The sequence below is a fragment of the Streptomyces sp. NBC_00019 genome (genome assembly GCF_045041015.1).
Classification (GTDB): Bacteria; Actinomycetota; Actinomycetes; order Streptomycetales; family Streptomycetaceae; genus Streptomyces.
Genome location: NZ_CP108302.1, coordinates 3,059,328 through 3,083,819 on the forward strand (window position 1 = coordinate 3,059,328; position 24,492 = coordinate 3,083,819).

Consider the following 24,492-nt stretch of genomic DNA (forward strand, 5'->3'; position numbering starts at 1 on the left):
ATTCTCTCAGACCGCGGTTCGGCGTCGTTCGGGCATTCCAATGGCTGATACGCAACCTGGAAGATCCCCTTCACGTCTAGCGTTCAGGGCGTCACCGAGCGGGCATGAACAGTTGTGCGAAACGAGTGAGCGACTGAGAGGGACGGAAGAGCCGTGACCGACGGGGCCGGCATCCAGGACGGGGACCTGCCGGACGATCTGACCGCCGCCGAGGCCGGGATGTGGCAGGCCTTCCGTAACGGCAGCGTGTACGACCTGAGCAGCGGCGACTCGGTCGTCGACGATCCGCACGGCGGGCATCCGTGGGGACCCGAGCGGACCGTGCGGGCCCGCATCGTCTGCTGGCTGCTCCTCGACGGACCGCCCGCGCTCGCGGGCCGGGTGTCGTCCCTGAAGCTCAGCGGGGTGCAGATCAGCGGCACGCTGGAGCTGGCCGGCGGCATCGTGGTGCCGTACGTGGAGATGCGGGGCTGCCGTTTCGAGCGGGACGTCCTGATGCCGGAGGCCCGCTTCACGACCATGCGGATGGTGGACTGCTCGGTGCCGCGCCTGGAGGCGGCCCGCATCCACACGGAGGGCGACCTGCACTTCCCCCGCTGCCGCTTCCACAACGGCGTACGGCTGACCGACGCCCACATCGGCACCGATCTGCTGCTCAACCAGGCGATCGTCTACCGGGACCGCAGCGGCCGCTCGATCGCCGCCGACGGCATGACCGTCGGGCAGGATCTCCAGGCCGAGCTCCTTGAGTCGCACGGCGAGCTGAGCCTGCGCAGCGCCAAGATCGGCGTCTCGCTGAGCCTGCGCGGCGCGAAGCTGGCCAACCCGTACACACGGCTCGCGCTGAACGCGCCGCAGCTGACCGTCGAGCGCTCGATGTACCTGACCCCGGCGGGCATCGGCAGCCCGCTGCTGAGCGGGGCGACTCCGGCGCGCGGGACGCGTATCCAGCGGTTCACGTGCGAGGGCGGACTGCGCCTGGACGACGGGCGGTTCGGGGATGCCCTCGACTTCGAGCGGGCGCGGTTCACGCTCACCGACGACCAGGAGGTGTCGCTGCGCCGCATCCAGACGCCCGAGCTGCGCTTCCTCGGGGAGCGGCCGGCTCGCGGCACGGTCGTGCTGTCGGGGGCGCGTGTGGTGAACCTGATGGACCGCACGGACAGCTGGCCGGGCCCTGGGCGGCTGCACATGGGCGGCTTCAGCTACGAGAACCTGGTACCGAGGGGCCCGTTCCCGCTGGCCGAGCGGCTGGAGTGGGTGACCGCGGCGACCGCCGAGTACAACCCGGAGCCGTACGAGCGGCTGGCGACCGTGCTGCGGACCGGCGGCGAGGACGAGGACGCGCGCGAGGTGCTGCTCGCCAAGCAGCGCCGACGCCGCGAGACGCTGCCGCCCGCGGCCAAGCTGTGGGGGTACGCGCAGGACTGGACGGTCGCCTACGGGTACCGGCCGGGGCGGGCCCTGGTGTGGATGGCGGTGCTGTGGGCGGCGGCCTCGCTGGCCTTCGCACACGCGAACCATCCGCCGATCAAGAGCGGCGAGGCGCCGTACTGGAACCCGGCCCTGTTCGCCCTCGACCTGCTCCTGCCGGTCATCGACCTGGGGCAGGTCGGGTTCTGGCAACTCAGGGGCGGCTGGCAGTGGCTGGCCGCGGTGATGATCCTGCTGGGCTGGATCCTGGCGACGACGGTGGCTGCCGGAGCGACGAGGCTGCTGCGGCGGAGCTAGGCCGCAGGGCACAGCGATGGAACAGTAGTTGAACAGTAAACGCTTTACCGATTCTTGACCTACCGCCGTACAACTTTCCGCACTTTGCTCGAAACCTCTGGCGCATCCTCGACCAGCGGCTTTTCAATGGTCGACACCATGGCTCTGCTGCCTCCTTTCGTCCGCACCTCAAGGACGACCAGGACCCTCGTCCAGCAACCCGCCGTCGCGCTCCCGGCCGACGGCGAGGTGCTCCTCGACGCGCCGGACGACCGTCTGGGCCCCGCCCTCGTGGCCGCCGGGCAGGGCTCCTGGCGGACCGCGTCCCAGCTGCTCGCCGCGACCCGCGAGGGCGCCGGGTGGGAGAACCGGGACCGGTACGCCGTACGACTGGCGTCCTTCGCGCAGTCACGTGCCGAGTGGTTCGAGGACTGGCGTACGGCCGCCCCGCACGACCCGGACATGCTGCTGGTCGGCGCCCAGCTCGCGGTGGCCCGCGCCTGGCAGTCGCCGGCCAGGGCGGAGCTGCTGCGCGAGGTGAGCCCGCTGATCACGGCCGCCGCGCGCGGCGACGACCGCGATCCGGTGCCGTGGCGGATAGCGCTGGACCACGCACACGGCTCGAACGCCGGGCACAAGTACTTCGAGGAGCTGTGGGAAGCGGCGATCCGCCGCGCCCCGCACCACTACGGCTGCCATGCCGCCGCCATGCGCTACCTCGCCGACAGCTGGCACGGCTCCCACCACGAGTGCTTCGACTTCGCGGAGACGGCCGCGCAGGACGCCCCCGCGGACTCCCTCGTCCAGGCACTGCCGACGCGTGCCGCCCTCGCCTATCTGACCGACGGTTGCGGACCCGACGTACCGCACGAGCGGCTGGACGCGGCGGCGGACCGGGCGATCGCGCTGTCGGACCGTTTCCCGGCGGCCGACCCGTGGCCGGCGGAGATGCGGAACAAGCTGGCGTACGTCCTGTCCCGCCTGGGCCGCTGGACGGACGCTCTCGAACAGGTGAGGCTCATCGGCCCGTACGCCACGTCGTTCCCCTGGGACCAGCTCTCCGACGATCCGCTGGGCCGGTTCCTGGAACTGCGCGAAGAGGTCCGCCTGCACGCGGCCTCCGGACATCCACGGAGTGGGCACACGGAACGTGCACACCCCGGCGACCATTAGGCTTCTGCGCCGTGACCACCGTCCGTCTTCCCCTCTTCCCTCTGAACTCGGTTCTGTTCCCGGGGCTGGTGCTGCCGCTGAACGTCTTCGAGGAGCGCTATCGCGCCATGATGCGCGAACTGCTCAAAACCCCCGAGGACGAATCGCGCCGCTTCGCCGTCGTGGCGATCCGCGACGGCCTCGAGGTCGCCGTGAGCTCCCCCGGGATGCCCGACCCGACGGCCCTGCCCGAACGCGGGCCCGCGGCGGGCTTCGGCACGGACCCGATCAAGGCGTTCCACGGCACCGGGTGCGTGGCCGACGCGGCGACCATCCGGGAGCGCGAGGACGGCACGTTCGAGGTGCTGGCGACGGGCACCAGGCGCGTGCGTCTGTTGTCGGTGGACGCCTCGGGCCCGTTCCTGACGGCGGAGCTGGAAGAGCTCCCGGAGGAGCCGGGCGAGGGGGCGGGCGCGCTGGCAGAAGGCGTCCTCAGGGCCTTCCGCCAGTACCAGAAGCGCCTGGCGGGCGCCCGCGAGCGCTCGCTCACGGCGGGCTCGGAGCTGCCGGACGAGCCCTCGGTGGTGTCCTACCTGGTGGCCGCGGCGATGATGCTGGACACCCCGACCAGGCAGCGCCTGCTCCAGGCTCCCGACTCCGCGTCCCGCCTGCGCGACGAGCTGAAACTCCTTCGCTCGGAGACGTCCATCATCCGTAACCTGCCGTCGTTGCCGGCGTCGGACCTGACGCGCGGTCCGACGAGCCTGAACTGAGCCGGGGCCCTCAATGGCGAAGAAGTCGAAGAAGCAGCAGTCGGGCGGCACGCCCGCGACGGTGGCGCTGACGGCGGCGGGCGTGGAATACACGGTCCACGCCTACGACCACGACCCGAACCACCCCTCCTACGGTGAGGAGGCTGCCGAGGCGATGGGCGTCTCCCCGGAGCGCGTCTTCAAGACCCTGGTGGCCGACGTCGACGGCGCCCTGACGGTGGCGGTGGTCCCGGTCGCCGGCCAGCTGGACCTGAAGGCGCTGGCCACGGCGGTCGGCGGCAAGCGCGCCGCCATGGCCGACCCGGCCCTGGCCGAACGCACCACGGGCTACGTCCGGGGCGGTATCTCCCCGCTGGGCCAGCGCAAGAAGCTCCCGACGGTCCTGGACGCCTCGGCCTCGGCCCACCCCACGATCTGCGTCTCGGCGGGCCGCAGAGGCCTGGAGGTCGAACTCACCCCCGAGTCCCTCTCCGAACTGACCGAAGCGACCCTGGCCCCCATCGGCCGCGCCTGACCCCTCGACGCGGCCGTGTTCCTCGACTAAGCACGAGGGACATGTCGAAGAAAACGCGAAAGCGAAAGTGGCGCACAAAAAAGGGCCGAGCAAACCACGGCAGCCGACCGGCATAGAACCAGGCATCTCAGCCGGTCCGGCGTGCGAGGACGGGGTTTGCCATCCCGAGCCCCCACCCACCCGCTGGGGGCTCCTCTCAACGCCGGTCAGGCATCTCAGCCCGCCCGGCGTTTGAGGACAAGGCCCCTTCAGGGCCGACAGCGGGGGTCTGGGGGCGCAGCCCCCAGGGATGGGACGGGTAGGGGCGGCGGGGGCGAAGAAACCCTCGCCGCGACCACCGCCCACCGAAGCCCTACACCGACGGCGCCCCATGAGGCCCGTACGGCCCCTGCTGCGGATACGGCTCAGGATCCCGCGGCCCGAACAGCGCCGTGAGCCCCAGATGCACCACCAGCGCCCCGAGCGGCCACGCCAGCCACGCCCCCTTCGCCTCCAGCTTCAACGGCGCCGAGAACGTGACCCCCTTGCCCACGGACTTCGCATGGGCGATCACATCCTGCGCGGGCCCCAGCCAGATCCCGACCCGCCAGGCCAGCAGCGACCCGAGGAACCCCCCGACCCCCAGCGCCACGACCAGCGGCACACCACCGCGCCGCCGCACCAGGAACACCACGAGCGCACTCACGAGGCCGAACGCCAACCCCAGCAGAGTGAACGTTCCGTCGACCCCGATCGCCTGCTCCCCCTCGGTGTCCCCGAGGTAGACGACCCAGCTCTTGTCGACGACGTCCCCGACCAGCGGCACATGCGGAGCCAGCCACCACCACAGCACCCCGAGCAGCACCCCACCGACCGCCATGGCGACAGCGACGACAACGGCCTCGATCACTTCGGTCGCCATTCCGGGACCGTCGTACGCGGCCTCATGGGGCGCGGGAGCCGCGTACCCGGCGGCAGGCGACTGCCACGCGTCGTGCGGGGGCTGTTCGTGCGGCGGCGGGGGCGGAGTCAACGGTGCGGTCACCCTGACATCGTGCCAGGCCCGCCTGTGCGGCGCGTCACCGGACGGCCGCCCGACGGTACGCCCAGGTGGCGACGGCCAGCGACACGACCCCCACGACCCCGCACACGGCGAGGTCACCGAGCACGAACGCCCAGTCGGGATCCGGTCCGAACGTCCGCGCGAACGCCTCCACGCCGTACGTCGACGGCAGCAGATCCCGCAGGAACCGCACCGCCTCCGGCATCCGGTCGGCCGGCAGCACCCCGAGCAGCAGCGCCGCGGACATCCCCAACTGCCCGAGCACCGTGGCCAGTTCCGGCCGTGGCGCGAGCAGCCCGAAGGCCGCCCCCAGCCCCGCGAGGGCCGCACCCGCCAGCGGGATCACGGCGACGAGCACCCACAGATTCGCCAGCGGCAGCCCGAACAGCACACACCCGAACACCGCGGTCACCACGGTCCCCGGCACGGTGAAGGAGGCGTACGCCCCCGCGGCCCCGAGCACCACGGCGGCCGGCGGCACCGGCAGCGTGGCGTAGTGGTCGAGCCCACCGCTGGCCCGCAGCTGTCCGAAGTACTGCGCGAGCAGGTTCAGCGCGACGAAGGCCACGACGAGCACCGACGACCCCGCGACCACGGCCTGCGCCTCGGCCCCACCGTCCACGACCCCGCGCATGAGGACCATGATCCCGACCGACTGGAAGGTCGCCACGAACAGCAGCGGGATGCGTGCCACCCGCGCACGGGACAGCTGCGCCCGGTACACGGCCGCGAGCGACGGCCACAGCCGCGCACGCGGCCCGAGCTCGGCCGCGCCGCGGGCCGTCTCCTCGACGGCCCGGGCGCTGCCCGGCAGAACCTCGGCGGGTACGACACTCACGTGGCGCTGCTCCCTCTCACAGACGGGTTCACTCCGGCGTTCGTCCTGTTCCGTACGGATGCTACGGCCCGCGCGCTCAAGCCCGGTTCAAGGTCCCGCGTCGCGCTCACGCCTTCACCAGCCCCTGCTGCGCCGCCCCGCCGAGCGCCAGATAGACGTCCTCCAGGCTCGGCGTGGCCAGGGTGAAGTCGTCGAGGGCGGCGAAAGCCGCTCCCCCGGTCACCGTCGCGACGACCGCCCGCGCCTCCTCGGGCGCGAGCCGCAGCGTCCAGCGGCGCCCGGAGGCGACGGCCCGGTCCTGGAGCGCGGCGACCTCGGGGACGTGCAGCGGAGCGGCCTCGCGCCATACGAGGTCGACCCGGACCTCCCCGGCGACCTGCTCCTTGAGCCCGACGGGGGTGTCGCAGGCGATCACCTTGCCCTGGTCGAGGACGGCGACCCGGTCGAGGACGGTCTCGGCCTCGATGACGTTGTGGGTGACGAGCAGCACGGTCGTCCCGCGCTCGGCCCGCCGCCGGTCCACGGCGGACCAGACGGCCCGCCGCGCGACGGGGTCCATCGCGGTGGTCGGCTCGTCGAGCACCAGCAGCGGCCGCTCCCCGACCAGCGCGGCCGCGAGGCACGCCAGCCGCCGCTGGCCACCGGAGAGCTTGTTGATGGCCCGTCCGGCGAGCGGTGTGAGACCCAGTTCGTCGAGTACGGCGTCCCGCTCGGCCCGCGCCGCCCGCGCCTCGAGTCCGCGCAGTCGCCCGGTGGTCTCGGCGGCGAGCGAGACGGTCAGTTCGTCCAGGGCGGTGGACTCCTGGCCGAGGTAGGCGAGGATCCGCGCGGCCCGCTCCGGGTGCCGCACGATGTCGTGGCCGAGGATCTCGACGCTGCCCCGGTCGGGCCGCATCAGCCCGGTGAGCTGCCGTACGAGGGTGGACTTGCCGGCGCCGTTCGGCCCGAGGAGTCCGAAGATCTCGCCGCGCCGGATGTCGAGCCGTACATCGTCGGTGGCACGCACCTCGGGGGTCGCGGGAACCCCGCGCCGGCCGCGCACCGCGGGATAGGTCTTGGTCAGCCCGCGCACGGCGCACACGACATCGTCACCGTGCCGAAGTGCCTGTGCCGCGCGCGTACTCACAAGGGACGAGAGTACGGGGTCGGCAAGCTCCGCTCGCCCTTGGGGGCGGCGTATGTGCCGTTTCACTCCCCCGCGGGAGCGTGCTCGGCGGCGGTCCGTACGTCGATCTCGCGCCAGAACCCGGCACGGATGGCGTACCGGTCGTGCTCGTCGATCTGGTCGTCCTTGTGGGCGAGCAGTCCGAACCGGGCGGCGTACCGCAGCAGCTCACCGTCGATCCGGTGCGGGACGCGCGGATACATGCCCGAGAGCTTCTGCAGATGGCCCTGGTCGCCCAGCCGCTCCATCCAGCGCCGCGCGAAGACCTGCCCCACCTCGAACGGATCGCCGCCGACGGTGGTGATGTCCTCCTCGCGGTCCGCCCATCGCTGCTCGGCGCTGGTCAGCTGGGCGAGGGTGGGCATCGAGGCGACCTCGGGCGGCTCGGCGGCGCCGCCGGGGCGGTCGACCCAGCCCTTGTCGGAGGACCAGCGCAGGGTCGCGTTCGCGGGCTGCTGCGGCTGGGCGCCGGGACCGCGCAGGGCGGCCAGGTCCTTGGGGGTGGGCACGCCCTTGGGCGCGGGCACCCGCTCCTGGGTGCCGTTCTCCGAGGCGGCGGGGGCGTGGTCGCTCTCGTCGGCGGACCGTTCGGCCGCCGCGGCGAGTGCGGAGTCGGGCAGCGGCGCGGACAGGATCGCGGCGATCTCGGGACGCGGCGCGGGCGGCGGCGCGCAGATCCCGCCGAGATCCTTGGCGCGTACGGCCTTGGTGATCCACGTACGGTCCAGGACGCGCCGTTCGTCGGCCTCGGCGACGAGGTCCTCGGACTGGTTGTAGTCCCCGTCGGCGGCCTGGACGGCCCACAGGTGTACGGCGACGCCGTGCTCCTTGGCGGCCATCATGCCCGGCAGCAGATCGCCGTCGCCGGTGACGAGGACGATGTCGGAGCAGGCGCGGTTGCGGGCCAGCTCGGTGAGCTCGGCGTGCATGGCCGCGTCGACGCCCTTCTGGGCCCAGCGTCCGTCGCTGCGGGTCAGGGCGCCCAGCCGGACGGTGACCCGGGGCATCACACGCAGCCTGCGGTGCTCGGGCTGGGGGACGCGGTCGGGGGCGCCGTCGAACCAGTAGATGCGCAGCAGGGGCCGTTCGGTGTCCGACTCGGCGCGTTCGCGCAGGCCGTGGATGAGGGCGGTGTGATCGACGGTGATCCGGGATCGCGAGGGTTCCCCGGCAAGGAGGGAGGCGGCGGCGCCCAGCAGATACCCGGCGTCCACCAGGACGATGCATCGGTCCACGCGACTCACCCTCTTCCGAGGCGGTTTACTTCGGACTTCCTTCGAGTCTGCCCGACCGCGCGGAGGTTAACGGCCGGAACTCGATCTTCGGCGTGGCGTTTCGGAACATCGCAGGGCGACAAGCCCTGTCACAGACGGTAATTATCCGAAATGCGTTCTTTGTCAGCGTATGTGAATCTGGTCCCGGCCCTGGCCCCTAGATCCCCCTCAGGAGGCAGATCACCATGGCCAAGAACAAGAACCGTGACCGCAAGCAGCCGCAGTCCGAGCGTGGTCAGCAGGAGGCCCAGCAGTCCTCGATGGAGGCGCAGGCCGAGCAGCGCATGACCCAGGTGACTCCGGGTGACATGGCCCGCAAGGGCAAGCAGAAGCGCTTCGGCCACAACTGACATCTTCATAACGGGCCGTTGAGACCCAGGCACACAGAGAGGGCGTACCCGGTTCACGGGTACGCCCTCTCGACATGTCCTATCCGGCCAGGCAGGACGGGCCGAGCAGCACCTTCAAGTCGCCGAAGAGCGCCGGGTCCGGCTTCACCCGGTGCCGGTCGAGGCGCAGGACCGTGGTCTTCGTCGGACCCTGGAGCCTGATCCGGACCTCGCTCTCGCCCTTGTGGTGGGTGAGGATCTCGCCGAGGCGGCTGATCATCGGCGGGGTGACCCTGGTGGCCGGGATGGTGAGGATCACGGGCGCGTTGGTGCCCGCGTTGGACAGGTCGGGGACCTGGAGTTCCATCGCCACCAGCCGGGGCACGTCCTCGCGCTTGTCGAGGCGGCCCTTGACGAACACCACTGCGTCCTCGACGAGTTGGGTCGAGACGAGCTGGTAGGTCGCCGGGAAGAACATGCACTCGATGGAGCCGGCGAGGTCCTCGACGGTGGCGATCGCCCAGGCGTTGCCCTGTTTGGTCATCTTGCGCTGCAGGCCCGAGATGATGCCGCCGATGGTGACGACCGCGCCGTCCGCGTGCTCACCTCCGGTGAGCTGGGCGATGCCCGCGTCGGCCTTGTCGGACAGCACGTGCTCCAGGCCGAAGAGCGGGTGGTCGGAGACGTACAGACCGAGCATCTCCCGCTCCTGGGCGAGCAGATAGGCCTTGTCCCACTCGTCGGTGGTGAACTCCACGTCGAGTCCGAAGCCGGGCTCGCTGGTCTCTTCCTCGCCCATCCCGCCGAAGAGGTCGAACTGGCCCTCGGCCTCCTTGCGCTTGACCTGCACGACATTGTCGATCATCGGCTCGAAGTGCGCGGTGAGGCCCTTGCGGGTGTGGCCCATGGTGTCGAAGGCGCCCGCCTTGATCAGCGACTCCGTGGTGCGCTTGTTGCAGGCGACCGCCTCGACCTTGTCGAGGTAGTCGGGGAAGGAGGCGTACTTTCCCTTGGCCTTGCGGCTCCTGATGATCGACTCGACCACGTTCGTACCGACGTTGCGCACCGCTTCGAGGCCGAAGAGGATCACGTCGTCGCCCTGGGCGGCGAAGTTGTGCACCGACTCGTTCACGTTCGGCGGGAGCACCTTGATGCCCATGCGCCGGCACTCGTTGAGGTAGACGGCGGACTTGTCCTTGTCGTCCTTGACGGAGGTGAGCAGTCCGGCCATGTACTCGGCGGGGTGGTTGGCCTTGAGGTAGGCGGTCCAGTACGAGACCAGGCCGTACGCGGCGGAGTGCGCCTTGTTGAAGGCGTAGCCGGCGAAGGGGACCAGGACGTCCCACAGGGCCTTGATCGCCTCGTCGCTGTAGCCCTTCTTCTTTGCGCCCTCCTGGAAGAGGACGAAGTTCTTCGCCAGCTCGTCGGGCTTCTTCTTGCCCATCACGCGGCGCAGGATGTCGGCCTCGCCGAGCGAGTACCCGGCGATGATCTGGGCGGCCTTCTGCACCTGCTCCTGATAGACGATCAGGCCGTAGGTGACCGCGAGGACCTCTTCGAGCGGCTCCTCGAGCTCCTTGTGGATCGGGGTGATCTCCTGGAGCTTGTTCTTGCGCAGCGCGTAGTTGGTGTGCGAGTCCATGCCCATCGGGCCGGGACGGTAGAGCGCCGAGACGGCGGAGATGTCCTCGAAGTTGTCGGGCTTCATCAGACGCAGCAGCGAGCGCATGGGGCCGCCGTCGAACTGGAAGACGCCGAGGGTCTCACCGCGCTGGAGCAGTTCGAAGGTCTTGGGGTCGTCGAGCGGCAGGGCCAGCAGGTCGAGGTCGATGCCCTTGTTGGACTTCACCATCTTGACGGCGTCGTCCATGATCGTCAGGTTGCGCAGGCCGAGGAAGTCCATCTTCAGCAGGCCGAGCGACTCGCACTGCGGGTAGTCCCACTGCGTGATGGTCACACCGTCCGTGTGCCGCACCCAGATCGGGGCGTGGTCGACGATGGGCTCGCTGGACATGATCACGCCGGCGGCGTGCACACCCATCTGCCGGACCAGGCCCTCGACGCCCTTGGCGGTGTCGATGACCTTCTTCACGTCCGGCTCGTTCTCGTACATCGCCCGGATCTCGCCGGCCTCGCTGTAGCGCGGGTGCGAGGGGTCGGTGATGCCGTTGAGGTCGATGCCCTTGCCGAGGACGTCGGCGGGCATGGCCTTGGTGAGGCGGTCGCCCATGGCGTACGGGTAGCCCAGCACGCGCGCGGAGTCCTTGATCGCGTTCTTGGCCTTGATCTTGCCGTAGGTGCCGATCATGGCGACCTTGTCGGCGCCGTACTTCTCGGTCACATACCTGATCACTTCCACGCGCCTGCGCTCGTCGAAGTCGATGTCGACGTCGGGCATGGAGACGCGCTCGGGGTTGAGGAACCGCTCGAAGATCAGGCCGTGCGGGATCGGGTCGAGGTCGGTGATGCCCATGGCGTAGGCGACGATCGAGCCGGCCGCGGAGCCTCGGCCGGGGCCGACCGCGATGCCGTTCTTCTTGGCCCACATGATGAAGTCGGCGACGACGAGGAAGTAGCCCGGGAACCCCATCTGGATGATGACGTCCATCTCGTACTCGACCTGCTTCTGCCGGTCATCGGGGACGCCGCCCGGGAAGCGGCGCTCCATGCCGAGGCGGACCTCCTCCTTGAACCAGGTGACCTCGGTGAAGCCCTCGGGGATGTCGAACTTCGGCATGAGGTTCTTCGCCTCGAACATGCCGGAGGTGTCGATCTGCTCGGCGACCAGGAGGGTGTTGGCGCAACCCTGCTGCCAGGCGTCCGAGGAGTCGACGGCGTACATCTCGTCCGTGGACTTCAGGTAGTAGCCGGTGCCGTCGAAGCGGAAGCGGTCCGGGTCGGAGAGGTTCTTGCCGGTCTGGATGCACAGCAGGGCGTCGTGCGCGGTCGCCTCGTGCGCGTAGGTGTAGTGCGAGTCGTTCGTCACCAGCGGCGGGATGCCGAGCTTCTTGCCGATCTCCAGGAGGCCGTCGCGGACCCGGCGCTCGATCTCGATGCCGTGGTCCATCAGCTCCAGGAAGTAGCGGTCCTTGCCGAAGATGTCCTGGTACTCGGAGGCCGCCTTCAGCGCCTCGTCGAACTGGCCCAGGCGCAGGCGGGTCTGGAGCTCGCCGGAGGGGCAGCCGGTGGAGGCGATGAGGCCCTCGGACCACTGGGAGATGGTCTCCTTGTCCATCCGGGGCCACTTCTGCAGCCAGCCCTCGGCGTACGCGTCCGAGGAGAGCCGGAAGAGGTTGTGCAGACCGGTCGAGTTGGCCGCCCAGATCGTCTTGTGGGTGTAACCACCCGAACCGGAGACGTCGTCCCGCTTCTGGTGCGGCTGGCCCCACTGGATCTTGCGCTTGTTGCGCCGGGACTCGGGAGCGACATAGGCCTCGATCCCGATGATCGGGGTGACCCCGGCCTTCTTCGCGGTGTGGAAGAAGTCGTACGCCCCGTGGAGGTTGCCGTGGTCGGACATGGCGATATGGGTCATGCCCATCTCGTTGCACGCGTCGAACATGTCCTTGAGCCGCGCGGCACCGTCCAGCAGCGAGTACTGGGTGTGGACGTGCAGGTGCGTGAACGGCGGCTTTGACACGGTTCGGCCTCCATGGAAAACGGTCGGCGACAGGCGGACGGACAGTTCGGGGGACAGCGTCGAAGTCTATGCCTCGGCACTGACACTCCGAGGCCTGCCCCGCGTACCTTCACAGCGAGGGTTTCGCGGGCACTTTCGTCCGGCCCCGCCCGTTGAGACGACAGAAACGCTGTCGTACACATGCACCAGGAGGCACCCAGCGATGTCGGTACCGCAGCTCAACGACGAGCCTCGCGGCGAGGAGATTCTCGCCGTCTTCGACACCGCCTTCGGCGAGCTCCTGGCCGCCGACCCGGCCGCGTTCCGGGTGAAGTTCCGGAAGATGGCGGCCTCGGCGTTCGCGTTCTACCGGGGTACGGCGTGCCTGTTCTACAACGACCTCGACTCGGACAAGCGGGGCGGCCCGTACCTGGACGAGCGCACCTCGCGCGTGTGGATCCACGGCGACCTGCACGCCGAGAACTTCGGCACGTACATGGACTCCACCGGCCGGCTGATCTTCAACGTCAACGACTTCGACGAGGCGTACGTCGGCCCCTTCACCTGGGACCTCAAGCGCTTCTCCGCCTCGATCGCCCTCATCGGGTACGCGAAGGCACTCAGCGACGAGCAGATCACCGAGCTCGTCAAGGTCTACGCGGCCGCCTACCGCGAGCGGATCCACGCCCTGGCCACCGGCGCGAAGAGCGACGAGGTGCCGCCCTTCACCCTGGACACCGCCGAGGGCCCGCTCCTGGACGCGCTGCGCGACGCCCGCTCGCTGACCCGCTTCAGCCTGCTGGACTCGATGACCGAGATCCGCGACTTCGAGCGCCGCTTCGCGCCGGGCGGCGGCTCCATCGAGCTGGACGCGGCCACCCGCTACAAGGTGCTCGCCGCCTTCGACGGCTACCTGGAGACGCTGCCGGACGCCTCGCTGACCCGCCCGGACTCGTACCGGGTGAAGGACGTGGTCGGCCGCCGCGGCATCGGCATCGGCTCGGCGGGGCTGCCGTCGTACAACATCCTCCTGGAGGGCCACAGCGACGCCCTCGAGAACGATGTGGTGATCTACATCAAGCAGGCCCAGACCCCGGCCGTCTCCCGGCACATCACCGACCCGGCGATCCGTGACTACTTCCAGCACGAGGGCCACCGCACGGTGCTCTCGCAGCGCGCCCTGCAGCAGCACGCCGACCCGTGGCTGGGCTGGACCGAGCTGGACGGCTCGGGTCAGCTGGTCGCCGAGGTCTCGCCGTACGCCGTCGACCTGGACTGGGGCGACATCGACGACCCGGAGGAGATCGCGGCGGTCGTCGCCGACCTCGGCCGGGCCACCGCCACCATGCACGGGGCGGCGGACGACCAGTCCGGCGAGTCCCTGGTGCCCTTCTCGACCGAGCGGGCCATCGACGCGGCCATCGCGGCCGACGAGGACGGCTTCGCGGACCTGCTGGTCTCCTTCGCCCACGACTACGGGGCACGCGCGCGTACCGACCACCAGATCTTCGTGGACCTGTTCCGCAACGGCCGCATTCCGGGCCTCTGAATCCTCGGTCCGCCGACCGACCGCAGACCGGCCTCTGACCGAATCGATCGATAACGATAGGGCCGCTCACAGGGACCCTTTAGGGGTCCCTTACAGGCCCGCGTGACACACTCTCCTCCGCTATGGACATATCCGGGACCCGACTGCGAGCGCTCCGCGCGGCGCTGTTCACGGCACTCGTCGTGACACTCAGCACCACGTCGCACGTGCTGCTGTCCCGGGTCCCGCTGCCGCTGAACACGGTGGCCCTCGTCGCGGCCGCCGTGTTCGTCCTCGCCTACGCCCTCGCCGGCCGCGAGCGCGGCTTCGGGCGGATCGCCGCCCTGCTGGTGCCGCTGGAGCTGGCCGCCGACACCGTCTTCACCGCCGGCCAGCACGTCTGTTACGGCGCGGCGGGCGGACCGGTCACCGGTCCGCTGCGCTCGGTCGGCTGGGATGTGTTCTGCGGTGACGGCAGCAGCGTCGGCAGTCCGCTGGCCCGTGTGACCGGCACCGACACCGACCGCCTCGCGGGCGCCCTCGCCCACGCCGATCCGCAGGCCGCCTGGCTGCTGCTCGGCGCGCACATCGGCGTCGGCCTGCTCGCCGCCGCCTGGCTGCGCCGCGGCGAGCGCGCCCTGGCCCAGCTGGTCGGCGCGGTGACGGCGACCACGTTCCGGCCGCTCCTGCTGGCCGTCGCCGCGGTGGCGGTACGACGGACCCCGGCGACCCGCGCCCCGCGGCACCCCGGTCGTCGTACGGCCGTCGTGCGCGACCGGATCCTCGTGCACTCCCTGGGACGGCGTGGACCGCCGTGCTCGGTCGCTTTCGCCTGACCGGACAGCACCCGAGCACCACCAGTCCCCCCCATGCATCCCGCACACGAGGTGTGCGCGTCCCCTTACGGAGATCACCCATGAGCAAGCGGAACAGCCAGGCGTCGAAGTCGGCGGCCCGTGAGCGGCTGCGCCAGGAGCGCGAGCGCCAGGCCAAGCGCGACAAGGTCAAGCGGCAGGTCATCGTCGCCTGCTCCCTCGTCGGCGTCCTCGCGATAGCCGGCGGCATCAGCTACGCGGTCGTCCAGGGCAACAAGCCGGACTACTGGGAGGCCGCGAAGGACGACAAGCTCGTCAAGCCGGCCAACACCACGGGCACGAACGGCACGACCGTCACCATCGGCAAGAGCACCGCCAAGAAGACCCTCGTCATGTACGAGGACCCGCGCTGCCCCGTCTGCGCCTCGTTCGAGCAGACCGTCGGCTCGACCGTGGACAAGGACGTCGAGGACGGCAAGTTCAAGATCCAGTACGTCGGCGCCACCTTCCTCGACAACGGCCTGGGCGGCGAGGGCTCCAAGAACGGGCTCAGCGCGCTCGGCGCGGCGCTCAACGTCAGCCCCGAGGCCTTCCTCGAGTACAAGACCGCGATGTACTCGACGAAGTGGCACCCGGAGGAGTCCGACGACAAGTTCAAGGACGACGCCTACCTCATCAAGATCGCGAACACCGTCGACGCCCTGAAGAACAACAAGACGTTCCAGAACGCCGTGAAGAACGGCACCTACGACAAGTGGGCGCTGGAGATGTCCAAGACGTTCGACGACAGCGGGGTGACCGGCACCCCGACGCTGAAGATGGACGGCAAGGCGCTGACCGGTTCCGACGGCAAGAACGCGCCGATGACGGTGGCCGACTTCAACACGGCGCTCGAGGCGGCCCTCAAGGCCTGACCGACCGTCATCCGAAGAGCGGGCGAACTTTTACCGGTTCGCCCGCTCTCGTTCATACCGATCAGTAACCTGATCGGTCGTGACCAGTAGATTCAGAGCATCCGAGCGTCTCAACTCCCTGTCACCGCGCCGCCGTACGGTGGTCAAGGCCGCCGCTGCCGGCGCGGTACTGGCCGGCCCCCTCGCCGCCGCGATCCCGGCCCGCGCCGCCGAGGCCCCCGCCTTCCTGCACGGTCTCGCCTCCGGCGACCCGCTCCCGAACGGTGTCCTGCTGTGGACCCGGGTGACACCCTCCGCCGAGGCGATACCCGGCTCCGGGCTCGGCCCGGACACCGAGGTCGGCTGGGTCGTCGCCAAGGACAAGGCGTTCACCAACGTCGTCGCCAAGGGCACCACGACCGCCACCGCCGCCACCGACCACACCGTCAAGGCCGACATCCGCGGCCTGGAACCGGCCACCGACTACTGGTTCCGCTTCTCCGCGGGCGGCACCGACTCCCCGCCGGCGCGCACCCGCACCGCGCCGGCGGCGGACGCGGCCGTGACGAACCTCCGCTTCGGCGTGGTCTCCTGCGCCAACTGGGAGGCCGGCTACTTCTCCTCGTACCGCCATCTCGCGGCCCGCGGCGACCTGGACGCCTGGCTGCACCTGGGCGACTACATCTACGAGTACGGCACCGGCGAGTACGGGACGCGCGACACCGTCGTACGCCCGCACGCGCCGGCCCACGAGATCCTCTCGCTGGCCGACTACCGCACCCGGCACGGCCGTTACAAGACCGACCCGGACCTTCAGGCGCTCCACGCGGCCGCTCCGGTCGTCGCCATCTGGGACGACCACGAGTTCGCCAACGACGCCTGGTCGGGCGGCGCCGAGAACCACACCGAGGGCGCGGAGGGCGCCTGGGCCGCGCGTCAGGCCGCCGCCAAGCAGGCCTACTTCGAGTGGATGCCGGTGCGCACGGCGATCGCCGGCACCACCTACCGTCGGCTGCGCTTCGGCAAGCTCGTCGACCTCTCACTCCTCGACCTGCGCTCGTTCCGCTCGCAGCAGGTGGCCGTCGGCAACGGCTCGGTCGACGACCCGGACCGTACGCTCACCGGGCGCGCCCAGCTCGACTGGCTGAAGGCGGGGCTGAAGTCCTCCGACACCACCTGGCGGCTGGTCGGCAACTCCGTGATGATCTCGCCGTTCGCCATCGGCTCGCTCTCCGCGGACCTCCTCAAGCCGCTCGCCGAGCTGCTGGGCCTGCCGAAGGAGGGGCTCGCCCTCAACACGGACCAGTGGGACGGCTACACGGACGACCGCCGCGAGCTCCTCGCCCATCTGCGCGCCAACGCGATCCGCAACACCGTGTTCCTGACCGGCGACATCCACATGGCGTGGGCCAATGACGTGCCGGTGAACGCCGGGACGTACCCGCTGTCCGCCTCGGCCGCCACGGAGTTCGTCGTGACCTCGGTGACCTCCGACAACCTCGACGACATCCTCAAGGTCCCCGAGGGCACGGTCACCGCGCTCGCGGCGCCGGTCATCCAGCTCGCCAACCGGCACGTCCACTGGGTCGACACGGACCGCCACGGATACGGCGTCCTGGACATCACCGCCGAGCGGGCGCAGATGGACTACTACGTGCTGTCCGACAAGACGAAGGCGAACGCGACCTCGTCCTGGGCCCGTTCGTACCGCACGCGCAGCGGCACCCAGAAGGTCGAACGGACATACGACCCCGTGTAGTCACCTTCTGGCCAACGGCGGGTAGCGCAAGCCGCATTCGTATACGGAAGCGCTACTCGCCCGGTCAGAAGGCATTTACAGGCTGAGCATGTACACGTAATCTCCGGGCGGCGGCCAGGAAGACCCCTGCGTCCGCTCTCCCCAACGCATCAGCTAGGAGTCAGCATGCGTGCGCTTGCCCGGATATCCCCTGTTATGCGCAGACGCCTTCTCGGCACGGCCGTTGTGGCCGGAACCCTGATGCTCACTCCCCTGTCGGCGCCCACCGGTATCGCGGCGGCCCAGGCTCCGGCCGCCGACTGCGCCGACACGGACACCCACACCGCGGCCCGCGAGGCCCGCCCCGCGCACGGCGGGACCGTCGCCGAGCCCAACGAGATCAGCTCCGCGAAGGCCCAGTCGTTGGACGCCGACCTCAGGCAGAAGCTCGACAAGCTGCCGTCCTCCGGCAGCCGCAGCCTCGCCGCGGCCGCCTCGACGGCCATCCCGGTGTACTTCCACGTCATCCACAACGGGGCGACCGGCCAGCTCAGCTCCTCCGACATCAGCGCCCAGCTGAGCGTCCTGAACGCGGCCTACGCCGGCCAGGGCACCGGAAACGTCGACTCCGGCTACCAGTTCACGCTGGCCGGCACCGACTACACCGACAACGCCGCCTGGTACAACGTCGGTTACGGCTCCACGGCGGAGAAGGCGATGAAGACCGCCCTGCGCAAGGGCGGCGCGAACGCGCTGAACGTCTACACCGCCAACCTCGGCGACGGCCTCCTCGGCTGGGCCACCTTCCCCAGCTCCTACAAGTCCGGCCCCTCGATGGACGGCGTCGTCCTCCTCGACGAGTCCCTGCCCGGCGGCTCGGCCGCCAACTACGACGAGGGCGACACCGCGACCCACGAGGTCGGCCACTGGATGGGGCTTTACCACACCTTCCAGGGCGGCTGTACCGGCAAGGGCGACTACGTCGACGACACCCCGGCCGAGAAGAGCGCCGCCTACGAGTGCCCGGTCGGCCGCGACACCTGCACCAGCAAGCCGGGCGTCGACCCGATCCACAACTTCATGGACTACACGTACGACGACTGCATGTACCAGTTCACCTCGGGCCAGGTGACGCGGATGCAGCAGAACTGGGCCGCCTACCGCGCCGCGGGCTGACCCTAGAGGGACTCCAGGAAGCCGAGCGCCACCCGCCAGGTGGCCTCGGCGGCCTCCTCGTCGTAGTCCGGCAGGCCGGGGTCGGTGTAGAGGTGGCCGGCCCCGGCGTATCTGTACACCTCGACGTCCGCGCCGGTCCGGCCCATCTGCAGATACCAGGAGCTCAGCCAGTCGTCGGTCTCGAACTGGTCCGGCTCGGCCACATGCAGCTGGACCGGCAGGTCGTCCACGGAGGCGTTGGCCGCGATGTCCGAGGTGCCGTGCAGAAGCAGCAGCCCGCGCGCCTTGTCGTCACCGAGGGCGAGGGTCTGCGCGACGGAGGCGCCGAACGAGAACCCGGCGTACACCAGGCCCCGCTCCGAGTAGGGCGCGGCGGCCAGCACCGCCCGCTTGAGCAGCTCGTCCTTGCCGACCTGGTCCTTGAACTCCATGCCCTCCTCGACCGTCTCGAACGTATGCCCCTCGAAGAGGTCCGGCGTCCACACCTCGTGCCCCGCGGAGCGGAGCCGGTCGGCGGCCTGCCGCACCGCGGGCCTCAGGCCGTAGGTCGAGTGAAAGAGCATGATGTTCATGAGGCCATGGTGCCAGCCGGGTACGACAGTGCCGTTCCGCGGCCGTACCCACATCGCCGCCGAAGTCACATGTTCATGTCCGCCCCGGGCCGGTTAGGTTCGGGGACATGGAGAACGTACTCCGCCCGCTGATCGTGATCGGTGGCTCGGTTCTGCTCACGCTGGTCATCGGCTGGGCCACGGACCTGCTGCTGCGCAAGGCCGACGGACGGCACCACGAGACCCCGCTGTGGGGTCTGCTGCGCCGTGGGCGCATCCCCTACCAACTGGTCATCTGCGCGGCCCTGCTCAGAGGGTCGTACGACGAGGCACGGCTGCTGCGCGAGTACCGGGTCGGCGTCGGGCAGGCGCTGACGCTGGTGCTGATCGGGGCGACGGCCTGGCTGGTGATCCGGATCGCGGCCGCGGTCGTCGAGACGACGTACACGCGCTACGCGCGCGCCAGCCGCGACCCCGCCCGGGTCCGCCGGGTGCGCACGCAGGTGACGCTGATCACACGGGTGGTCGCCGCGGTCGTCGGTGTGGTGGCGGTCGCCGCGATGCTGCTGACGTTCCCGCCGATGCGCGCGGCCGGCGCCTCGCTGCTGGCCTCGGCCGGCATCCTCGGCATCGTCGCTGGTGTCGCGGCGCAGTCCACGCTGAGCAACATGTTCGCGGGGCTGCAGATCGCGTTCGGTGACATGGTGCGCATAGGGGACACGGTCGTGGTGGACGGCGAATGGGGCACGGTCGAGGAGATCACGCTGACCTTCCTGACCGTGCGGACGTGGGACGAGCGCCGGATCACGATGCCCGTCTCCTACTTCACGTCCAAGCCGTTCGAGAACTGGTCGCGCGGCGGTGCCCAGATGACCGGCATCGTCTACTGGCATCTGGACCACTCGGCGCCGATGGAGGCGATGCGCGAGAAACTCCGCGACATCCTCCGCGACTGCCCCGCCTGGGACGGCCGCGCCTGCGACCTGACCGTCACGGACTCCACCCCGAACACCATGCAGGTGCGGGCCCTGGTGACCGCCAAGGACGCGGACGACATCTGGACGGTCCGGGTCACGGTCCGCGAGCGCATGATCCAGTGGCTGTCCGAACAGCACCCGCACGCCCTGCCCCGCGTCAACACGGCGGACGCGTCCCTGCCCCCGGGCACCAACGGCAACCGCCCGTCCCCCTCCCCGGACGGCGCCCCCCGCCGTGCCCACGAGCCCCCGAGGACCGGCCGCTGAACCTCGCTCGCCGAGCAGTTCGACACCCCCGGCACTGACGACCACTCACCGACCGCGCTCGGTGCCCCCATTGACCTGCACGATCTGCGAAGTACTGCATTCTCCCGGGGGTCGACCCCCGAACCCCCAGCAGAAAGGACGGGCCAACGCGGACGACCGGAGCCGACGGACGAAACAGCCCCACCCGCACCAACCCGCTCACCTCGCCGAGATCAACGCCCCCGCTCGGCGCCCCCATTGACCTGCACGATCTGCGAAGTGACATGTCCGGCCCCTGGCGAGGCCAGCCACTGCAGCGTGCCGGCGATGTCCCCGGGCGTCCCGGCGCGACCGTTCGCGGTGTCGGCGACGAGCCGGGCGCGGCGGGCGGGGTCGATGGCCGCCCCGAAGAACTCGGTGTCCTCGATGTAGCCGGGCGCGACGACGTTCACGGTGATCCCGCGCGGTCCGAGCTCCCGGGCCAGATCATGGGCGTACGGATGCAGTCCGGCCTTGGCCGCCGCGTACGCCCCGCTGCCGGACCCGCGGTAGGCGGCGATGGAGCTGACGAACAGCACCCGCCCGCCGGGCTCGGCGAGCCGGTCCTTCAGGGCCTCGGTGAGCAGCGCCGCGGTCAGCAGATTGAGCCGGAAGTTGACGGTCCAGGCATGGGCGACGGCGTCCAGCGGATCCTCACCGGAGGCGGGCGGTTCGAGCTGCCCGGTCCCGCCCGCGCTGTGGACCAGCACATCCACGGTCCCCAGCTCCCGGGCGACGAACCCGGCGACCCCACGCACCTGCGCCGTGTCACTGAGATCGGCCGCGTACGTCAGCGCCCCCGGCACCCCGGCCTTCTCCAGCACCTCGGCCCGCCGCCCGAGCAGCAGCACCCGGTCCCCGTCCGCCGCGAAGGCCTGCGCCGCCGCGAGCCCGATCCCTGTACCGCCACCACTGATCACGATGTTGCGAGACATGGCACCACCCTAAGAAGGGCCGCCCGTGCAGTCGTTGCCCTTCACACGACTGCCATACGACGGACAGCTCACCGCAGGCTGCGCACGTCGAGGTGTCTCAACACCCGGTCCACGACCTCGGGATCGGCCCCCGGCTCACTGCGCGCCGCCAGCACCTCGTGCCGCGCGGCGCTCATCATCTCGCCCTGGATCCGCCGGATCCGCTTGAGCCGCCGCGCCCGCTGCTCGTGCGCCTCCCGCCGCTCCTCGTCCCCCATGTCCGGGCTGATCCGCACCCCGATGTCGAAGGCCCGTCGCAGCATCTGCTCGGACAGCTCCTCCGGCAGCTCCTCGACCTCCTCGATCTCCTTCAGCCTGCGCTTGGCCGCCTTGGCCGCCCGGATCGCCAGCGTCTTCTCGAACTCCTTCTCCCGCTCGGTGTCGGCCTTCACGCCGAGCTTCTTCACGAGCCAGGGCAGGGTCAGTCCCTGGAGCACGAGGGTCGCCATGATGACGCCGAACGCGATGAAGACGATCTCGTCCCGGTCGGGGAAGGCGGACCCGTCGTCGGTCTTCAGCGGGATCGCCAGGGCCAGCGCCACGGACGCCACCCCGCGCATCCCGGACCACCACATGACGACGGTCTCCCGCCAGGTCATCGGGATCTCCTCGTCGTAGTCCTGCTTGGCGTGCAGCCGCTTGGCGACCCAGGTCGCGGGCAACAGCCACAGCAGCCGTACGAGGACGACGACCCCCACGATCGCGGCCGCCCAGCCGAGCATCTCGCCCCACCGCCCGGACGCGGTCCGGATGGCGTTGTGCAGTTCGAGCCCGATCAGCCCGAAGGCCACGCCGGTGACCAGCGTGTCGACGATGTCCCAGAACGTGTGCCCGGCGAGGCGCGTGAGCACGTCGTCGGCGTCGGTGGCGTACTCGGCGAGGAAGAGGGCGGTGGTGAGCACGGCGAGCACCCCGGAGCCGTGCAGCTCCTCGGCCAGCACATAGGAGGCGTACGGCACGAGGAGGCTGAGGCCGATCTGCAGGGTCGCGTCGTCGAGCAGATCCATGAGCTTGTTGGCGCCCCAGCCGAGGGCGACGCCGACGACGACGGCGACCACGGCGGACAGCACCAGGTCGAGGCCGGCCCGCCAGGGCGAGAACGAGCCGCTGACGGCCGCGGCGATCGCCACGTGGTACAGCACGATCGCCGTCACGTCGTTGAAGAGCCCCTCGCCCTCCAGGATCGACACCAGTCGGCGCGGCAGCCCGAGCTGCCCGGCGACGGCGGTCGCCGCGACCGGGTCGGGCGGTGCGACCAGCGCCCCGAGCGCCACGGCGGCGGCGATCGGCAGCCCCGGCACGATCGCGCCCGCGACGACGGCCACACACAGGGTGGTGACGAACACCAGCGCCACGGCGAGCAGGAAGATCGGCCTGATGTTGGCCACGAACTGCCGCCAGGAAGTCCGCCGTACGGCGGCGTAGAGCAGCGGTGGCAGCAGGAGCGGCAGGATCAGCTCCGGCGAGATCTCGACGTTGGGCACGAAGTCGAGCAGCGCGAGGACGATCCCGAGCAGGGTCATCAGCACCGGCGCCGGCAACCCGACCCGGTCCCCGACCGGGACGCTCACCACGGCCCCGAGCAACAGCACGAACAGCAGGGCCAACTGATCCACGGTCAGCACTCCGATGAGCTCTGGGGCGTTCGGACGACAGACCTCAAGCCTGCCACGCCACGGTTCTCACCAGCGTTTTCGGCACCCTGTGTCACCGAGCGCACCCCGCGCTACAGAGCGCGCCGCATCCCCCGGTGCGCTATCCCCGCCTCCAGGTACTCCGGCCCGTACGCCTCGTACCCCAGCCGCTCGTAGAACCCCAGCGCATGGGTCTGCGCGTGCAGATCCACCGCCGCCAGCCCCAGCGCGCGTGCCGCGTCCTCGATGGCCCGCACGAGCGCGACGCCGACCCCCAGTCCGCGCGCCTCCTGGGTGACGGCGAGCCGCCCGAGCGACCCCAGCGTCAGATCACCGCCGACCTTGTCCGCGGCCGGAGAGCCGTACAGCAGCCGCCCGGTGCCCAGCGGCACCCCGTCGTCCCGCACGGCCAGCACATGCATGGCGACGGCGTCGTACGCGTCGTACTCCAGGTCCTCCGGCACCCCCTGCTCGGCGACGAAGACCTCCTTGCGGACCGCGAAGCACAGCTCGCGGTCGGCGGGGTCCTTGGCGACCCGGACCGCGTACGACGGCAGGCTCATCCGTACGTCTCCTCGCGGACCTGGTCCAGGGCCTTCTGCAGGTCGGCCGGGTAGTCGCTCTCGAACTCGACCCACTGTCCGTCCCCGGGGTGCTCGAAGCCGAGGCGGACGGCGTGCAGCCACTGGCGGCTCAGGTGCAGCCGCTTGGCGAGGGTCGGGTCGGCGCCGTAGGTCAGGTCGCCGACGCAGGGGTGGCGGTGGGCGGCCATGTGGACGCGGATCTGGTGGGTGCGGCCGGTCTCCAGCTTCACGTCGAGCAGGGAGGCCGCGCGGAACGCCTCGATGAGGTCGTAGTGGGTGATCGACGGCTTGCCCTCGGCCGTGACCGCCCACTTGTAGTCGTGCTGCGGGTGGCGGCCGATGGGCGCGTCGATGGTGCCGCTCGTCGGGTCCGGGTGGCCCTGCACGAGCGTGTGGTAGCGCTTGTCGACCGTGCGCTCCTTGAACTGACGCTTGAGCGAGGTGTACGCCCGCTCCGACTTGGCGACCGTCATGAGGCCGGAGGTGCCCACGTCCAGCCGGTGCACGATGCCCTGGCGCTCGGCGGCGCCGGAGGTCGAGATCCGGTAGCCGGCGGCGGCGAGACCGCCGATGACGGTCGGCCCGCTCCAGCCCGGCGAGGGGTGCGCGGCGACGCCGACGGGCTTGACGATCACGACCACGTCATCGTCGTCGTGCACGATCTCCATGCCCTCGACGGGCTCGGCGACGATCTGCACGGGCGCCGGCGCCTGTGGCATCTCCACCTCGAGCCAGGCGCCGCCGTGGACCCGCTCGGACTTCCCGACCACCGACCCGTCGACCGCGACCTTCCCCGCGGCGGCGAGTTCGGCGGCCTTGGTACGGGAGAAGCCGAACATGCGGGAGATGGCGGCGTCGACACGCTCGCCCTCCAGGCCGTCGGGCACGGGCAGGGTACGGATCTCGGGAATCGGGCTCACC

21 protein-coding genes are annotated in these 24,492 nt (G+C 70.4%); 11 read left to right on the forward strand and 10 right to left on the reverse strand.

The window, feature by feature from the left end; translation table 11 throughout:
* The first annotated feature begins 153 nt into the window (after positions 1 to 153).
* From OHU89_RS14660 to ybaK, 4 genes are all read left to right on the forward strand, one after another.
* A complete protein-coding gene (locus OHU89_RS14660) occupies positions 154 to 1,731 on the forward strand; it encodes an oxidoreductase (protein WP_266893674.1) in 1,578 nt (525 codons plus the stop codon).
* A gap of 126 nt (positions 1,732 to 1,857) precedes the next feature.
* Positions 1,858 to 2,883: a hypothetical protein gene (locus OHU89_RS14665; RefSeq protein ID WP_405643002.1), complete on the forward strand. Its 1,026-nt coding sequence runs from the start codon at positions 1,858 to 1,860 to the stop codon at positions 2,881 to 2,883.
* Positions 2,884 to 2,894: 11 nt separating this feature from the next.
* On the forward strand, positions 2,895 to 3,635 hold the full coding sequence (locus OHU89_RS14670; RefSeq protein WP_405643003.1) for an LON peptidase substrate-binding domain-containing protein: 741 nt from the start codon (positions 2,895 to 2,897) through the stop codon (positions 3,633 to 3,635).
* 13 nt (positions 3,636 to 3,648) lie between these two features.
* On the forward strand, positions 3,649 to 4,149 hold the full coding sequence (ybaK, locus tag OHU89_RS14675; protein ID WP_365396084.1) for a Cys-tRNA(Pro) deacylase: 501 nt from the start codon (positions 3,649 to 3,651) through the stop codon (positions 4,147 to 4,149).
* 352 nt (positions 4,150 to 4,501) lie between these two features.
* Here ybaK and OHU89_RS14680 read toward each other — a convergent pair whose 3' ends face one another.
* The 4 genes from OHU89_RS14680 to OHU89_RS14695 all read right to left on the reverse strand — a co-directional run bounded on the left by OHU89_RS14680 (position 4,502) and on the right by OHU89_RS14695 (position 8,429).
* On the reverse strand, positions 4,502 to 5,173 hold the full coding sequence (locus OHU89_RS14680) for an AAA family ATPase (RefSeq protein ID WP_405643005.1): 672 nt from the start codon (positions 5,171 to 5,173) through the stop codon (positions 4,502 to 4,504).
* A gap of 34 nt (positions 5,174 to 5,207) precedes the next feature.
* Positions 5,208 to 6,029 (reverse strand): ABC transporter permease, encoded by an 822-nt coding sequence (locus OHU89_RS14685; RefSeq protein WP_266893665.1) that lies wholly within the window; start codon positions 6,027 to 6,029, stop codon positions 5,208 to 5,210.
* Positions 6,030 to 6,135: 106 nt separating this feature from the next.
* Positions 6,136 to 7,110, reverse strand: a complete 975-nt coding sequence (locus OHU89_RS14690; RefSeq protein ID WP_266830124.1) for an ABC transporter ATP-binding protein — start codon at positions 7,108 to 7,110, stop codon at positions 6,136 to 6,138.
* Between the two features lie 107 nt (positions 7,111 to 7,217).
* Entirely contained in the window at positions 7,218 to 8,429 is a 1,212-nt protein-coding gene (locus OHU89_RS14695) for an NYN domain-containing protein (RefSeq protein ID WP_405643007.1), read from the reverse strand.
* Between the two features lie 224 nt (positions 8,430 to 8,653).
* Between OHU89_RS14695 and OHU89_RS14700 the strand changes: the two genes are divergently transcribed.
* A complete protein-coding gene (locus OHU89_RS14700) occupies positions 8,654 to 8,818 on the forward strand; it encodes a hypothetical protein (RefSeq protein ID WP_266893661.1) in 165 nt (54 codons plus the stop codon).
* A 79-nt stretch (positions 8,819 to 8,897) separates the two neighbouring features.
* On the opposite strand, the gene dnaE is transcribed toward OHU89_RS14700, so the two are convergent.
* The gene (gene dnaE, locus OHU89_RS14705; RefSeq protein ID WP_405643010.1) at positions 8,898 to 12,437 is read right to left on the reverse strand and encodes a DNA polymerase III subunit alpha; all 3,540 of its coding nucleotides are present in this window, start codon (positions 12,435 to 12,437) and stop codon (positions 8,898 to 8,900) included.
* Positions 12,438 to 12,639: 202 nt separating this feature from the next.
* On the opposite strand from dnaE, the gene OHU89_RS14710 reads away from it, so the two are divergent.
* The 5 genes from OHU89_RS14710 to OHU89_RS14730 all read left to right on the forward strand — a co-directional run bounded on the left by OHU89_RS14710 (position 12,640) and on the right by OHU89_RS14730 (position 18,566).
* Positions 12,640 to 13,965, forward strand: coding sequence for a DUF2252 domain-containing protein (locus OHU89_RS14710; RefSeq protein WP_266893657.1), 1,326 nt, complete (start codon positions 12,640 to 12,642; stop codon positions 13,963 to 13,965).
* A 122-nt stretch (positions 13,966 to 14,087) separates the two neighbouring features.
* Entirely contained in the window at positions 14,088 to 14,780 is a 693-nt protein-coding gene (locus tag OHU89_RS14715; protein ID WP_405643011.1) for a hypothetical protein, read from the forward strand.
* Between the two features lie 80 nt (positions 14,781 to 14,860).
* Entirely contained in the window at positions 14,861 to 15,673 is an 813-nt protein-coding gene (locus tag OHU89_RS14720; RefSeq protein WP_405643013.1) for a thioredoxin domain-containing protein, read from the forward strand.
* Between the two features lie 79 nt (positions 15,674 to 15,752).
* Positions 15,753 to 17,411 (forward strand): alkaline phosphatase D family protein, encoded by a 1,659-nt coding sequence (locus OHU89_RS14725; protein WP_405643014.1) that lies wholly within the window; start codon positions 15,753 to 15,755, stop codon positions 17,409 to 17,411.
* A gap of 165 nt (positions 17,412 to 17,576) precedes the next feature.
* Complete coding sequence (locus OHU89_RS14730) at positions 17,577 to 18,566, forward strand: zinc metalloprotease (protein WP_405643016.1); 990 nt, start codon at positions 17,577 to 17,579, stop codon at positions 18,564 to 18,566.
* A 2-nt stretch (positions 18,567 to 18,568) separates the two neighbouring features.
* Here the strand turns inward: OHU89_RS14730 and OHU89_RS14735 are convergent, their stop codons facing one another.
* Positions 18,569 to 19,138 carry a dienelactone hydrolase family protein gene (locus tag OHU89_RS14735; RefSeq protein ID WP_405643018.1) on the reverse strand — a complete coding sequence of 190 codons (570 nt, stop codon included), beginning with the start codon at positions 19,136 to 19,138 and terminating at the stop codon, positions 18,569 to 18,571.
* Positions 19,139 to 19,245: 107 nt separating this feature from the next.
* Between OHU89_RS14735 and OHU89_RS14740 the strand changes: the two genes are divergently transcribed.
* Entirely contained in the window at positions 19,246 to 20,361 is a 1,116-nt protein-coding gene (locus OHU89_RS14740; RefSeq protein WP_405643020.1) for a mechanosensitive ion channel family protein, read from the forward strand.
* 212 nt (positions 20,362 to 20,573) lie between these two features.
* Here OHU89_RS14740 and OHU89_RS14745 read toward each other — a convergent pair whose 3' ends face one another.
* The 4 genes from OHU89_RS14745 to OHU89_RS14760 all read right to left on the reverse strand — a co-directional run bounded on the left by OHU89_RS14745 (position 20,574) and on the right by OHU89_RS14760 (position 24,491).
* Positions 20,574 to 21,314: an SDR family NAD(P)-dependent oxidoreductase gene (locus tag OHU89_RS14745; RefSeq protein ID WP_266893646.1), complete on the reverse strand. Its 741-nt coding sequence runs from the start codon at positions 21,312 to 21,314 to the stop codon at positions 20,574 to 20,576.
* Between the two features lie 68 nt (positions 21,315 to 21,382).
* Positions 21,383 to 22,969 carry a Na+/H+ antiporter gene (locus OHU89_RS14750; RefSeq protein WP_405643022.1) on the reverse strand — a complete coding sequence of 529 codons (1,587 nt, stop codon included), beginning with the start codon at positions 22,967 to 22,969 and terminating at the stop codon, positions 21,383 to 21,385.
* Between the two features lie 110 nt (positions 22,970 to 23,079).
* Positions 23,080 to 23,550 carry a GNAT family N-acetyltransferase gene (locus OHU89_RS14755; RefSeq protein ID WP_405643023.1) on the reverse strand — a complete coding sequence of 157 codons (471 nt, stop codon included), beginning with the start codon at positions 23,548 to 23,550 and terminating at the stop codon, positions 23,080 to 23,082.
* On the reverse strand, positions 23,547 to 24,491 hold the full coding sequence (locus OHU89_RS14760) for an RluA family pseudouridine synthase (protein ID WP_266893643.1): 945 nt from the start codon (positions 24,489 to 24,491) through the stop codon (positions 23,547 to 23,549). The genes OHU89_RS14755 and OHU89_RS14760 overlap by 4 nt, the downstream gene beginning before the upstream one ends.
* Between the last annotated feature and the right edge of the window lies 1 nt (position 24,492).